The sequence below is a fragment of the Streptomyces sp. CB01249 genome, assembly GCF_001905735.1.
Classification (GTDB): Bacteria; Actinomycetota; Actinomycetes; order Streptomycetales; family Streptomycetaceae; genus Streptomyces.
In genome coordinates, this window is sequence record NZ_LISW01000010.1 from 182,054 (window position 1) to 195,053 (window position 13,000).

The 13,000-nt window shown below is 70.4% G+C and carries 11 protein-coding genes; 4 read left to right on the plus strand and 7 right to left on the minus strand.

Features of this window, described 5'->3' with window-relative positions:
* The first annotated feature begins 2 nt into the window (after positions 1 to 2).
* Together AMK18_RS32990 and AMK18_RS32995 are read left to right on the plus strand one after the other, a co-directional pair.
* Positions 3 to 986: a DUF1702 family protein gene (locus AMK18_RS32990; protein WP_018105877.1), complete on the plus strand. Its 984-nt coding sequence runs from the start codon at positions 3 to 5 to the stop codon at positions 984 to 986.
* Positions 983 to 2,353 (plus strand): cytochrome P450, encoded by a 1,371-nt coding sequence (locus AMK18_RS32995; RefSeq protein ID WP_073865719.1) that lies wholly within the window; start codon positions 983 to 985, stop codon positions 2,351 to 2,353. The genes AMK18_RS32990 and AMK18_RS32995 overlap by 4 nt, the downstream gene beginning before the upstream one ends.
* Positions 2,354 to 2,492: 139 nt before the next feature.
* Here the strand turns inward: AMK18_RS32995 and AMK18_RS33000 are convergent, their stop codons facing one another.
* Positions 2,493 to 3,089 (minus strand): TetR/AcrR family transcriptional regulator, encoded by a 597-nt coding sequence (locus AMK18_RS33000; RefSeq protein WP_018105879.1) that lies wholly within the window; start codon positions 3,087 to 3,089, stop codon positions 2,493 to 2,495.
* 437 nt (positions 3,090 to 3,526) lie between these two features.
* Here AMK18_RS33000 and AMK18_RS33005 point away from each other — a divergent pair, with 437 nt between their 5' ends.
* Positions 3,527 to 4,750 (plus strand): IS701 family transposase, encoded by a 1,224-nt coding sequence (locus AMK18_RS33005; RefSeq protein ID WP_073865720.1) that lies wholly within the window; start codon positions 3,527 to 3,529, stop codon positions 4,748 to 4,750.
* 483 nt (positions 4,751 to 5,233) lie between these two features.
* Here the strand turns inward: AMK18_RS33005 and AMK18_RS33010 are convergent, their stop codons facing one another.
* The 5 genes from AMK18_RS33010 to AMK18_RS33030 all read right to left on the minus strand — a co-directional run bounded on the left by AMK18_RS33010 (position 5,234) and on the right by AMK18_RS33030 (position 10,894).
* Positions 5,234 to 6,076, minus strand: coding sequence for a helix-turn-helix domain-containing protein (locus AMK18_RS33010; RefSeq protein ID WP_073865721.1), 843 nt, complete (start codon positions 6,074 to 6,076; stop codon positions 5,234 to 5,236).
* Between the two features lie 20 nt (positions 6,077 to 6,096).
* A complete protein-coding gene (locus AMK18_RS33015; RefSeq protein ID WP_241836712.1) occupies positions 6,097 to 7,101 on the minus strand; it encodes a ParB/RepB/Spo0J family partition protein in 1,005 nt (334 codons plus the stop codon).
* Positions 7,102 to 7,578: 477 nt separating this feature from the next.
* Positions 7,579 to 8,691, minus strand: coding sequence for a carboxymuconolactone decarboxylase family protein (locus tag AMK18_RS33020; protein ID WP_073865723.1), 1,113 nt, complete (start codon positions 8,689 to 8,691; stop codon positions 7,579 to 7,581).
* Positions 8,688 to 10,340, minus strand: coding sequence for an FAD-dependent oxidoreductase (locus tag AMK18_RS33025; RefSeq protein WP_073865724.1), 1,653 nt, complete (start codon positions 10,338 to 10,340; stop codon positions 8,688 to 8,690). Before AMK18_RS33025 ends, AMK18_RS33020 begins: the two co-directional genes overlap by 4 nt.
* Positions 10,337 to 10,894, minus strand: coding sequence for a DUF5987 family protein (locus AMK18_RS33030; RefSeq protein ID WP_073865725.1), 558 nt, complete (start codon positions 10,892 to 10,894; stop codon positions 10,337 to 10,339). The genes AMK18_RS33025 and AMK18_RS33030 overlap by 4 nt, the downstream gene beginning before the upstream one ends.
* Before the next feature lie 255 nt (positions 10,895 to 11,149).
* On the opposite strand from AMK18_RS33030, the gene AMK18_RS33035 reads away from it, so the two are divergent.
* Positions 11,150 to 11,947, plus strand: coding sequence for a TIGR03084 family metal-binding protein (locus AMK18_RS33035; RefSeq protein ID WP_073865726.1), 798 nt, complete (start codon positions 11,150 to 11,152; stop codon positions 11,945 to 11,947).
* A gap of 149 nt (positions 11,948 to 12,096) precedes the next feature.
* Here the strand turns inward: AMK18_RS33035 and AMK18_RS33040 are convergent, their stop codons facing one another.
* The gene (locus tag AMK18_RS33040) at positions 12,097 to 12,963 is read right to left on the minus strand and encodes a helix-turn-helix domain-containing protein (RefSeq protein WP_073865727.1); all 867 of its coding nucleotides are present in this window, start codon (positions 12,961 to 12,963) and stop codon (positions 12,097 to 12,099) included.
* Positions 12,964 to 13,000: the final 37 nt, after the last annotated feature.

Sequence of the window (13,000 nt, forward strand, 5' to 3'; positions counted from 1 at the left end):
AAATGGCGAATCAGTTCGGCCGGCTCCGCAGCCGCCTGCTGACCCCGAGCATGAACGAGACGAAGCTGTCCACCCGCGGCTTCCACGAGAAGAGCCCCGAGGCGCGCGAACGGCTCGAAATGGTCGGCGAGTCCTTCCTGACCGGCTATGCCCACGCCGCCGCGTCCTCATCGACCGCGGACGCCGAAGTCGGGCTCGAAACCGTACCGGCGGAGTTCCGCGGGTTCGCGTACGAGGGGGCCGCGATGGGGATGGCGGTGCGTGACGGACTGCCGATCGGCGGCAGCCGGCACGTGGAACGCTTCCTGGACGGCGAGGCTTCGAAGCACGCCTACATGGCCTACGTGGGCGTCGGCTGGGCCATGGCCCGGGTGCCGCGGTTCCGCTGGTCGCGGATGTACCTCGCCGACCCGCTGCTGCGCTGGCTCGCGCTCGACGGATACGGCTTCCACCAGGCGTACTTCCGCACCGACCAGTACGTCCACGGGCAGTATCAGGACCCCGGCTTCACCTGGCCCGGCGCCCCCCGCTCCCCGTACGCGAACCGGGTCATCGACCAAGGGGTCGGCCGCGCCGCCTGGTTCGTCGGCGGGACCGACGTCGAGCGGATCACCGCTCTGCTCGACGCGTTCCCCGAGGACCGGCACGCCGACCTCTACGCGGGGGCCGCCCTGGCCGCCACGTACGCCGGGGGCGTCGGCAAGGAGGAACTTCAGCTCTTCCTGGAGCGGTCCGGGAAGCACCGCCAGTGGGTTGCCCAGGGCTCCGCGTTCGCCGCCACCGCGCGCGTCGAGGCCGGGCTGGACAACGCGCACACCGCGCTGGCCACCGAGGTGTTGTGCGGCACCACCCCCGAGCAGGCCGTCGCCGTCTGCCGCGAGTCGCGGCCCGGTCCCGGCGCCGACCGGGACACGCCGGCCTACGAGATCTGGCGCTGCCGGATCGCCGAACGGCTCACCGCCGGCGCGGAGGGCCGGGCCCTGTGACCGCCACCCGGGCCGAAGCGACCGGGATCCGGCGGGTCCCTCCCGGCCCCTCCCGGCTGGCCACCTTCAAGCTGCTCAACATGCTCCTGCGCGACCGGCTCGCGCTGATGCGCACGGCCGCGGACGGCTACGGCGATGCCGTCCGGGTCGCGATCGGCCCCAAGACGCTCTACTTCTTCAACCATCCCGACTACGCCAAATACGTGCTCGCCGACAACCCGGCGAACTACCACAAGGGCATCGGCCTGCACCAGGCCCGCCGGGCGCTCGGTGACGGACTGCTGACCAGCGAGGGCGAGCTGTGGCGGGAACAGCGCCGGGTGATCCAGCCCGCGTTCCAGGCCAAACGGATCGCGGCCCAGGCCAAGGTCGTGGCCGAGGAGGCGGCCCGGATGGTCGGCCGGCTGCGCTCCCGTACGGGGACCGGACCGGTGGACATCACGGGCGAGATGACCGAGCTGACCCTCGGCGTGCTCGGGCGCACCCTGCTCGACGAGGATCTGAGCGGCCACACCTCGATCGGCCACGACTTCGAGGCCGTACAGGACCAGGCGATGTTCGAGGTCGTCACCCTGGGGGCGGTCCCGCAGTTCCTGCCGCTGCCCCAGCAGCTCCGCTTCCGCGCCGCCCGGGCCCGGTTGCAGAAGGTGACCGAGAAGCTGGCGGCGGAACGCGCGTCGCGCTCCGGCGGAGACACCGACGACGTGCTCTCCCGGCTGCTCGAATCCGTGCACGCCGAACAGGACCCGCAGGTCGCCCGGCGCAGGCTGCGCGACGAGCTGGTCACCCTGCTGCTCGCCGGGCACGAGACCACGGCCAGCACCCTCAGCTGGGCCTTCCACCTCATCGACCAGGACCCCGAGGTGGCCGAGCGGCTGCGCGACGAGGCCCGCAGCGTGCTCGGCGACCGGCTGCCCGAGTACGAGGACCTGCACCGGCTGACGTACACCTCCATGGTGGTGGAGGAGACCATGCGGCTCTACCCGCCGGTATGGATGCTCTCCCGGATCGCCCAGGCCCCCGACGTGATCGCCGGATACGGCATTCCCAAGGGCGCCGACGTGGTGGTGTGCCCCTACACGCTGCACCGGCACCCCGGGTTCTGGGAGCAGCCCGAACGCTTCGACCCGGAGCGCTTCGACCGGCGGCGACGGGCGCAGCGCCCCCGCTACGCGTACATCCCGTTCGGCGCCGGACCACGGTTCTGCGTGGGGAACCACCTCGGGATGATGGAAGCGGTGTTCGTCATCGCGATGGTCATGCGTGAACTCCGCCTGGTGCTGCCGAAGGGCGCGTCCGTGGTGCCCGAGCCGATGCTCTCGCTGCGTGTACGCGGGGGCCTGCGGATGTCCGTGCGGAAAGCGTGACACCGGAGCCTGCTCATAGCGGATCGCGGCCTTCACGCTGAGCGCGGTCTCACCGATCGCACTCAGCCGAAGGCCGCCTGCGCACAAGGCGGTTGTCAGCCGACGGGATCAGGTACCAGGACCTGTCCGCCGGCGCCGTTCATGCCAGCTGTTCCCGTGATACGCCCGTCAGGGCGAGGTTCCAGACACGTTCGAGCTGCCTCACGATCCCTTCGTGTCCGTGCTCGGTCTCCGGTCTTGCGTACAGATGCGCCTCGGCCCCGTTGATGAGGTGCTCCACCAGCGAGGTGACGTCCCCGGGCAGGGCGCTGTTGCGGAGCTGGTCGGCCGTGTGGGCTTCGGTGAGGAGGTCCTGCACGGCCGACAGCCAACTGCTGGGCCAGACGGAAGGGGCGGCCCGTTCCCGGGCGAGACGGGCCGTGGCACGGACCGACGGCTCCGTCTCCAAGAGGCGGACGAGGTCGAGCGCAAGATCGGCGACCCGGGTGAGCGGTGGCGCCGTCCGTACGGTCACCTGCTCCACGAGGGCCCGGATGAGATGGCCGCCCTCCTCCTGGATGGCGTCCGCCATTTCCGCCTTCGTCACGAAGTGGAAGCCCAGTGAGCCCATGGATACGCCCGCGGTCTTGCTGATGCGGGCGAGCGATGTGCCGTCGTAGCCGCTCTGGCCGAATTCGACAGCCGCGGCCCGGATGATGGCGGTGCGTGTCCGTAAAGCTCTGTCCTGTTTCACCATAATGTCTCCAAATATCCTCCGGCTCGCACATTTTTGCGAGTCGCGTACTTCCGTGCGGCGCTCGATGTGTACCGAGGTAGCGAAGTGGGAACAGTTGCCCCTGTGGAAAAAAATGAGGGTGCCCCTCTTATTTTTACATCGCGGTAGCGGGGCTTGATCAAGGTGGTCCAACACTTCGGTACATGTCGTTTCCTGGGTTGCCGTCACCCCTCTCGCAAGGCCCTGGACGGTCGTCGCAGCACGCGGAAAACGTGAGATGGGAGGCATGGCATGGAGGGCTGCTTCGGCCGTGGCCCTCCACGATTCGCTCTCGGCACGCACTCGAATTCGCCCGGTGCCTGAACATTCCCGCAGGACACCGAAACAGCTGCACCCGACCATCACAGCCCGCCCATCCGGACCCGTAATGCTTGCTTTTGCAGATATGGGGGAGATGCATGGAGACGCCCGCCACAACTCTCACACAGGCATCGCTGACCGCGTTCGCCAGAGAGCTGTTCGACCACCTGCCGAGGGCCGACCAACGCCGTTGGGCACACATTTATCTGGAGGGCCTGCTCAATACACCGGGAAAGAAATCGGTACGACGCATTGCCGAAACGGTCTCGGGATCGCCCACCGCCCCCCAGTCGCTCCAGCAGTTCGTCAACGCGAGCCCGTGGAACTGGATGCCCGTCCGGGAGCAGCTCGCCCGCTGGGTCGAACGGCGCCTGCCCCCGCGGGCACTGGTGATCGACCAGGTCATCCTGCGCAAGCGCGGACAGCACTCCTGCGGGGTGCACCGCCGCTATCTGACGTCCACGGGGCGCTCGGTGACCTGCCAGGTGGGAGTCGGCGCCTTTCTGGCATCCGACGACGCCGCGGTCCCGGTGAACTGGAGCCTGTTCCTTCCCCGGGCGTGGACCGAGGACCCGATCCGGCGAGCGCGCACCCGCATCCCGGATACGGCGCGGGCCCGGCCCTTCGCGTCGCACGCGCTGGAGCTGGCCGGCCACGCCGCCCGGCGCGCCCGGTCGCGGCCGCTGCCCGTGGTGGCCGACCTGGAGGGCACACCCGGGGCGAGCGATCTGATCGGCCGGCTCGACGGGAGCGGGCGCGAGTTCGTCGTCTCCGTGCCCGGCAAGCTCAGGATCGTCCCCGGCAGCGTCCGAATGGCGCACTGCCCGGTCACCCCAACGTTCCTCGGACCGGTCCTGCCTGCCTACAGCCTTCATGAACGTGATCCCGGCTTCCAGGTCCGTACCGAGGAGGTGCCCCTGCCCGGCCACCTCGGCGCCGGCACCGTGACGTCCTGTTTAGTCCACGTACCCGAGACGGGGCCCGGGGCGGCGCTGCGCACCTATCGGCTGCTCGTGGTCCGGAACACGGCGAAGGGCTGTCCCGCGCAACTGTGGCTCACCAACATGCTGGAGACCTCCACAAAGGACGTGCTCGGCCTGGCGGCGTTGCTGCCCCGCGCGGCGCGTGCGGTACGGGACATGGAGGAACAGGTCGGCCTGCTCGACTTCGAGGGGCGTTCCTATCCGGGGTGGCACCACCACATGACCCTGGTGTCGGCGGCCTACGCGCACCGCCTGCTCAGCTCCGTCGTCCCATGGGGCGGCGGTCACCCGCTGCCGCGCGAGCGAATGCTGGTGACCTGCGCGGGGGCCGATCCGTGAGCGCCCCGCCGGGTGGCCACCCAGGGGGGCTCAGGCTGGGTACTCCCGCGACACCTTCGCCAGCGGGTCGCGTAAGAAGCCCGGAGCAGCCAGGCCCAGGCTCCGCGGGCGGGGCGCGTGTCCGTTGAAGAAGAAGGACGGGGCTGGAGGTTCGGGGGACGCTGACCTGTTCCGTACATCGACTGGGGCAGGTATGTGCGTCAAGGCGTGCCGCCTTCCCTGAAGGAGAGTGGGGGATACGCGGCGAATGCTAAGGGCGCCGAAGCTTTTCCGGGGGGCGGCACCGGCAACTCAGCACTTTGGGAGAAGGGCCGGCACTTGTTCTCTGGCCGCCAGGGATTACGGGACAGCGCCACCGCGTCCCCGTCTCCCGTCGGGAACCCGTCGGAAAGAGCTCAGTGGCTCCTGGGCAAGACCGCCCTCCATATGCCATAGGCATATGGAGGGCAGCGAAATCCCCGGACGGGCAGGAGCGGGGACAGCTCACAGGCGGGCCGGGGCGCGCAAGTGCGCGCCGATCGCCGTCGCGTCGTGCCGGCGGCGTACCCCTCCGGACGTGGCATCCGCACTACTCCCGGGCACGGCGATCAGCACCGGCGGGTCCAGCGGGCTGGCCGGGCGGAGCACCACGTCTGCGGGCATCAGCAGCACCCCGGGCCTGACCGTGACGGGCCCGCAGCGTCCGACGGACAGGTTCTCCGGGCCTCCGTGTCCGCGGCCGGCCACGACCGAGGGGCTTCCGTAGGGGACGGAGGCGGCCATCAGATACCAGGTCCCCGGCTGGACGTCGCGCAGTTCGAACGGGCCGGGTCCGTCCATGATGGTGCACTGCGCGGGGCTGCCCTGGGGGATGGGGGTCTCGAAGAGCCCGACGAACACCTGCCCAAGGGGCCGGTCGCCCGGCAGCACGATGCGGCCGTGCACGGAGAGCCCCTGAGCGGAACCGGAAGCACTTGCCAGTGATGTCGGCTGCGGGGTCAAACCCCTGAAATTCCCGTCCAGTTCCCGGAATCTGCTCGGCGATATTCCGACACACTCTTTGAACCGCGAGCTAAATGTCCCCACACTGCCGTATCCGACCTGGGCGCTGATATCCGCGACACTGTGCTCGGTGCCGACCAGAAGGCGCTTCGCCTCTTGAATGCGGAGCGCGGACAGAAAGCGCCCCGGCGAAACGCCCGTCACCTCCCTGAACATCCGGGAGAAATGGAACTTGCTGAACTGTGCGGTCCTTGCCAGGTCGTCAGTGGTCAGATCCTGGTCAAGACGTTCATGCATATAGTCGATGACCTGGAGGATTGCGATCTCCATGGAAGCGGTGGTCATGGGTAACCCCTTCGAAGGATTCAAGCGCGGGAACGGCCGGCGGGAACTGACTGCATCCTTTCCCTGTCCGAAAGTTCTTCAGCGAAGCGCCGCCAGGCGTCCGCACACTTCAGCGCGATTTCCGCAACGGTCTCCGTGCAGTGCGGCGGAATCGCGTCGACACGTTCTTTCCATGCCTTGTCCGTGAGGAAATGCCCGTGCAGCCAGCGCAGGAATTCCCGTCCGGCCTGCGAGTTCCGGAGGGACGGGTTGTTGCTCAGGATGCGCAGCCGGTCGCGGGCGGTGCGCGCCATCACGGGCCGCCCGCCGCAAAGCTGGGGGTCTCGCGCCGTGGGCACCCGGGGCGGGACCAGAGACGGCTGGGCCCGGGGGGCGTGCTCCTCCTCGTGTCCGCGCGCGCACTCCCCCGCGCTCTGCGGGGCGCCGCCGGACAGCGCCCCCGCCGTCCGCTCGCCGGGTTCCCGCTGCTCTCCGGGGTTGCTGCGCCCGGGTGTGGCGGCCTGGGCGCATGCGGCGGTGACCGGCTCGGGCAGCCTGGCCGCACCGCCGGCATGGTCGGGCTCCGCCGCGCCAACCGCGGCGCGCCAGCGCACCTCGGCCACGACGCCGGCGTCGAGCCCGGTGTAGACGGCGACGCTCAGGTCGGACATGGCGGGGAAGCTGTCGAGGATGCGTCGCACGGCGGCGCTGCGGTCGGCCAGCGTCAGAAGCAGGCCGTCGGCGGTATTCCGGGCGACCGCCTGGATGAACGCCTCGGCTTCGGACCCGACGAAGAACTGGGTGTCGACCGTGTCGAGTCCGAGAATTATTGCTGCCCTGACCCGGTGTATCCCGTCGATCACCCGCATGGACGGGCTGTGCACCAGAATCGGCGGCAGCGAGGGGAAGACATCAGCGAGGCGGCGCGCATGAGCTTCGTCGACCCCGTTGATACGCGGTGAATCCGCGACCACGAGGTCTTTCACGTACACGGACTGGGTGAAGTAAGGCGGTTGGTCCCTCATTCGTGCAGCGATTCCGTTCACGGATTCCTCCACTTTCCGAGCGAATCGTTCTGCCGGACGCTCCCGCTGACATCCGTATACGGGTGCCGACACCAATCAGCCGGGGTGCGGTGTTCCAAGCGGGCGCATCATGGGGCATCCACTGCCTGGAGTGCATGACGATCTCTCTCCTTGCGACACCGGTCTCCACGCCACCGTTCCGACCGGGCGAAGCTAGAAGAATCGGATCACCTCTGGCAACGAATCGCGCTACTTCGGCTAGTTGCCGTTGTGGCGGTGTCCTTTGGGAGGGCACGCCGCGAGATGCACGCCTCTTGCCTCGGACGCAGCCTTGCCCAAAGCTGTGTGCGTATCAGACCCGCCATGCGGCCGTGGAGAAGGGGAACCATGTCTGACGGGACGACCGGAACCCGCTTGGACACAGCTGTGCGGCGGGCGCGGTCCGACCGCGCCCGCCGCAGTGGCGACCAGGAGCCCCTCAGAGCGCCCCGGAAATCTTCACCCCGTTCCTCCAGGCCCACCGTTCGCGGCCGGCGCCCCCGCGGTCCAGCCGCCGACCCGGCGGGCCGCCGAGAGCGCCGCCCAAGAGGCCAGCACGACCAGACCGGCGTCGTCGTCCGGCCGGTCCCCGCGGTAGTCCTCGATGACACCGGCGTCGATCTGGTACGAGGCGAAGGCGACGAGCAGTGCGAGCCGGCCGGCCCGGCGGTCGGCCGGGGGCAGCGTCGCCAGCAGGGCGTCCAGCCAGCCACGGCCGAGTCCCCGCGGAGCACCGTCCCAGACCCTGAGTTCCCGGTCGAGCAGGTCCCGGACGCTCGGGGCGACCACCTGGCGGGCCGCCCGGTCCACCGCGCCGGCGGCCCGGGCGAATGCCTGCGCGATGTGCGGACTGGCCTGCGCCCAGTGGAGGTCGGCAGGCACCGGTTCCCACGGGAGCAGGGCGAGTGAGTCACCGGCCGCGCCGATCCTCCGGCTCGCGCCGCGGATCATGGCGCTGAGGACGCGCTGCACCATGCCGAGCCCGGCCCGGGGCGCACTGGCCGGCATCGGCGCGTCCTCCAAGAAGGTGTTGACCATCCGGTTGAGGTAGTGGAAGAGCACCGCCACACCGACATACTCGGGGGCCTCCCGCGCGGTGAACGGCATGTGCGGGGCCTCGCCGTCGCGGGGGCGCAGGGATGCCGTCGTGGCCCAGTGCGCCGCCTCGCGCAGCCGCTCGTCGGCCACCTCCGTGAGGCGCCCGCCGACGATGGTCCGGGCGGCCTGGTCGCCTGCCAGGCCGCGCAGCGTGGCGCCGTGCACGGACACGCAGTAGGGACAGCTGTTCGCCGCCGAGACGCCCGCGGCGACCGCCTCGCGTACCGCGCGGTCGACCACGCCCGGGGCGATCAGGGCCTCCCGGAGCATCAGCCAGGCGCCGGTCATCAACTCGGGCGCGGGCGAGTGCAGCACCACCGGGGGCGCCAGCACGCCGAACTCCCGTTCCACCTGCCGGTACACCTCGGCCGTCGGACCGTCCGCGTCCCCGGGCCGCACCGGGGTGACGTAGCGGATCTGGGCGAGCGCGAGTCCGCGCATGGCGCGCGCGGTGACCGGGGCCATGCCGGTCATCCCAGGACCGTGCGTACGGCGGCCGCGGTGCCGCGCCGGGCCGCGCCTCCGCCGTCCGGCGCGGGTGCCCCGTAACGCACCTCGACGCCGCGTTCGCGCAGCGCGTGCATGATGCCGGGCACCGCCCGTTCGGCGAGTGCCGCGATGGTGAAGGCCGGGTTCACCGTGAGAGCCCCCGGTACGGCCGATCCGTCCGTGACGAAGATGCCCGGGTGCCCGCGCAGCTCGTGCCGGTCGTCGAGCGCGGAGGTCTCCGGGTCGTCGCCGATGCGGCACGAGGCGAGCGGGTGCACCGTGTACGCCCCGATCACGTCGTTGGTCCACGGCATCACCCGGGCCAGCCCGTTGTGTTCGAGGATGTCCCGGACCGCCGCGTCCGACACCTCCCAGCCGCGCAGCGTGTTCTCGGTGGGCCGGTAGCGCAGGCTGCCGAAGCCGAGCAGCTGCTGAGAGAGCCGTTCCGAGTTGCCGGTGGGCGGCGGCGGGCCGAACACGCCCTCGTTGTCGTCCTCCGACATGGTGAAGACCGTCAGCCAGGACCGCCACTTGCGCAGCATCTCCTTCTTCTCCGGCCCGTACCAGCTGGGGCCCTTCGCATCCGGCACCTGGGCCAGGATGGTGCCGAAGCCCGGGGGAAAGTACAGCTGCTCCAGCGAGAACCGCTCGTACTCCGGCAGGTCCCCGTCGAGGCGGTCCCAGGACGCCACGACCGGTCCGCGGCCGATCTGGTAGGCGCCGTACGCGTTCGCCTCGTCGCGGGAGAGCCCGAGCAGTTCCCTGACCTTGTCGTCTTCGAGGACCGCGGTGTTGAGCCGTTCGCCATTGCCGGAGAAGTAGCGGCCGACCGCGTGCGGCATGCGACCCAGCTCGGGCTCCGAACGTTGCAGGATGACCGGGGTGGCCGCGGTGCCGGCGGCGAGGATCACGATCTTGGCGTCGATGGTGCCGGAGCCGGTCTGCTGCCGGTAGTCCACCTCGTCGATCGTGTTGTAGTGCACCCGGTAGTCGCCGGTGTCCCGCTTGGTGATCTTCTGCACCTCGTGCAGCGGCCTGATCTCGGCGCCGTGCGAGAGGGCGGCGGGCAGGTAGTTGAGGAGCAGGGACCGCTTGGCGTCGAACCGGCAGCCGGACATCATCCAGTTGCAGTTGGTGCACAGGCTGGTGTCCACGGCGGACGGTGACGGATTCGCGGTGTGCCCGGCGGCCTTGCACGCGGCGGCGAACACCCCGCCGATGTAGGGGACTTCGTCCCATGAGGTGGAGGTGACCGGCAGGGCCTCGGCCACCCGGTCGTACCAGGGTTCGAGCGCGTCGCGGTCGATCGCGGCCGGCCACATCCGGCGGCCGATGGACCCGTGGCGCTCGAAGACGAAGCGCGGCGCACGCGGCATGGTGGCGAAGTAGACGACGCTGCCGCCACCCACGCAGTTGCCGCCGAGCACGCTCATCCCGTCGCCGACCACGAAGTCGAACACGCGGGTGGCCGAGGAGCCGAACTTGAAGTCGTGGTCGAATTCCTCGGAGTTCAGCCAGGGCCCGCGCTCCAGTACCGTCACCTTCGCTCCGCCGGCGGCGAGGTGGTAGGCGGTGATCGAGCCGCCGAAGCCGCTGCCGACGATCAGGACGTCCGTGGTTTCGGTGGCATTCACACGGGGCTCCCAGTGGGATCGGTGTCGGGGTGCACGTCTGCGAGTGGGCGGCCGTAGGAGTAGGCGGGGAAACGCCACAGCCCGTCCTCGTCGGGCGGTGCGAAGCCGAGGGTGGCGAGACCCGGGTGCCCGGCCGCGATTGCGTCCGCGGTGTGCATGTGGGCGCCCGTGTCGAAGGCCATGAAGCTGAACATCGCCAGTCCGGCCCACATGGCGTGCTCCGGGTGGCCGGGCGCAAGCAGCTCGCCCACCAGCGCCAGCCGGTCGTCGTAGTTGAGGCCGACGAAGGGCTCGCGGTCCTCGGGCAGCCCGCGCCCGGCGCGGTATGCGACAGCGTGTTCGTCGAGCATGCGGGCCAGGTCGTCAAGCGCCGGGGCCATGCCGCCTTCGGGTGTTTCGAGGACGTCGATCGCGCCCGCCGCCACTGCCCCGCCGCCCTGGCTCACCCCGGCCACGGCCCGGTCGTCCGGATGACGTTTCTCGCCGGGGATGATCGTGTCGGCGAATGCCTCAAGAACGGTGTTTCTCGATGGCGGGCATTCCGTTTCTGGCATGGCGGACTCCCTGGGACGCGGCGAATGCCGTGTGGCTGTCTGTGTCCGTGCGCTTGGATTCGTGCGGCGTGCTTGATTTTGGGTGGGTGCGGTAGGGAGCGCATCTTCGTGAATGCCGGTCGAGTTCCGCGCCGAAGGGTGGGTGGCACGCACCGGGCAACGGGCAAGAAGACGAATCACCGGGTTCCGCAACAGACTTGTTCCGCCACACATTGACCAGCCTGCGCAGGAACCGCCTTCCCGAAAGGACCGCATATGTCGAAATCACTTGACGTGTATTCGGATCTCGTGGCCGAGGGCGAGGAGATCGACGCGCTCCTCGACCATCTCACCGACGAGCAGTGGCAGTTGCCCACGCCCGCGCCGGGCTGGACCGTGGCCCACCAGGTCGCGCACCTTGCTTTCGTCTGCCATCTCGCCGCGACTTCCGCACGTGACCCGCAGCGCTTCGCGGAATACGCGACACAGGCCAAGAACGGTTTTCAGGCGGCGGTCGACGCGGCGCTCGCGCAGTTCCTGGCGGCAGGCCCCCAGGCGGCGCGGGCACGCTGGCGCGAGGAGCTGGCCGCCTCGGTGGCCGGACTCTCCGAGGCCGACCAGAAGGACACCGTGCCGTGGCTGGTCAACCCCCTGCCGCCGACCGTGCTCGCCGCGGCCGGACTGATGGAGGTCTTCGCGCACGGCCAGGACATCGCCGACGCGCTCGGGGTACGCCGTGAGTACACCGACCGGGTGGGACACCTGGCCTGGTTCGGCGTGCACACAAGGGACTTCGGATACCAGGCACACGGCATGGAGCCGCCGCGCGAGGAGTTCCGCTTCGAGCTGACGGCCCCGTCCGGCGGCACCACATGGACCTTCGGACCGGAGGACGCCGAAGACCGGGTCACCGGCCCGGCCGCTGACTTCGCGCTACTGGTCTCCCGTCGCCGACACCACGCCGACCTGGCGATACGGACGGAGGGGGCCAGGGCCAAGGAGTGGCTGGGCATCGCCCAGGCGTACCGGGGCCCGGGCGGCGCGGGGCGGAAGCCGGGGCAGTTCACGTCGTAGGGCCGGCCCTTTTGTCGCATCCACGGAGCGGCACCGTGGCACCATGCGGCCATGCGGCCATGCGGCCATGCGCCCGGACGCGCAGGTTGGCCCCTGCTGAAGAAACGGATAGAACTTCCCCGCTTCTCTGTCGCCTGCCTGACCGGGCGTCACCGTGACCTTCCGTCAGCCTGGCCCTTCGTCAGCGTGCGCCCCGGCCAGGCGAGGTCGTCCACGGCGAGGAACGGTTCGGCGGCCAGCTTCGCCGGGGTGGCCCCGGTGAACGCCATGACGTCGCGGTGCAGGTGGGACTGGTCGGCGTACCCGGCGTCGGCGGCCACCCGGGCCGGGCCCTCGCCCGCGACCAGGCGGTGCGCGGCGTGGTCGAAGCGGACCAGGGTCGCCGCGCGCTTGGGCGGCAGGCCGAGCTGGGAGCGGAAGCGGGACCACAGCCGCTTGCGGCTCCAGCCGACGTCGGCGGCGAGCTCCTCGACCCGGGGCCGCCCGTGCCCCTCGGTGAGCTTCCGCCAGGCCCGGGCCACCTCCGGGTCCACCGCCGCCCCGGCCGCGTACCGGCGGGTGATCAGGGTGTCCGCGAGCGCGAAGCGGGCCTGCCAGGACGGGGCCTCGCCGAGCTGTTCGCGGATCCGGGACGCCTCACGGCCCCACAGCGCGTCCAGCGGAACGACCGCGCCGTCCAGCTCGGAGGGCGGCACGCCCAGGACCGCGCGGGCGATCACCGGGGACAGCCGCACCTGCACGCACTCGACGTTCTCCCCGCGCACCCGCACCGCTCCCCCGGCCCCGAGCCCGGGCCCGGCGACCAGGCAGCCGCGCTGCTGCTCACCGGTGGCGCGGTCGAGAACGGGCGTCCCCGCGCCGAATTCGAGGAGCAGCGTGACCGCGGGGTGCGGGACCATGCGCAACTCGTCCAGGTCGAGGACGCCGAATCCGGCCATGGTGACTCCGGCCACCCGGCTCGGCCGCTGCGGACGGGCGACGTCCCACACAGCCGTACCGTGCGTGAACGTGTTCACCCCTCCATGCTACGAGGCCCGCGCCTGCCGGAACATT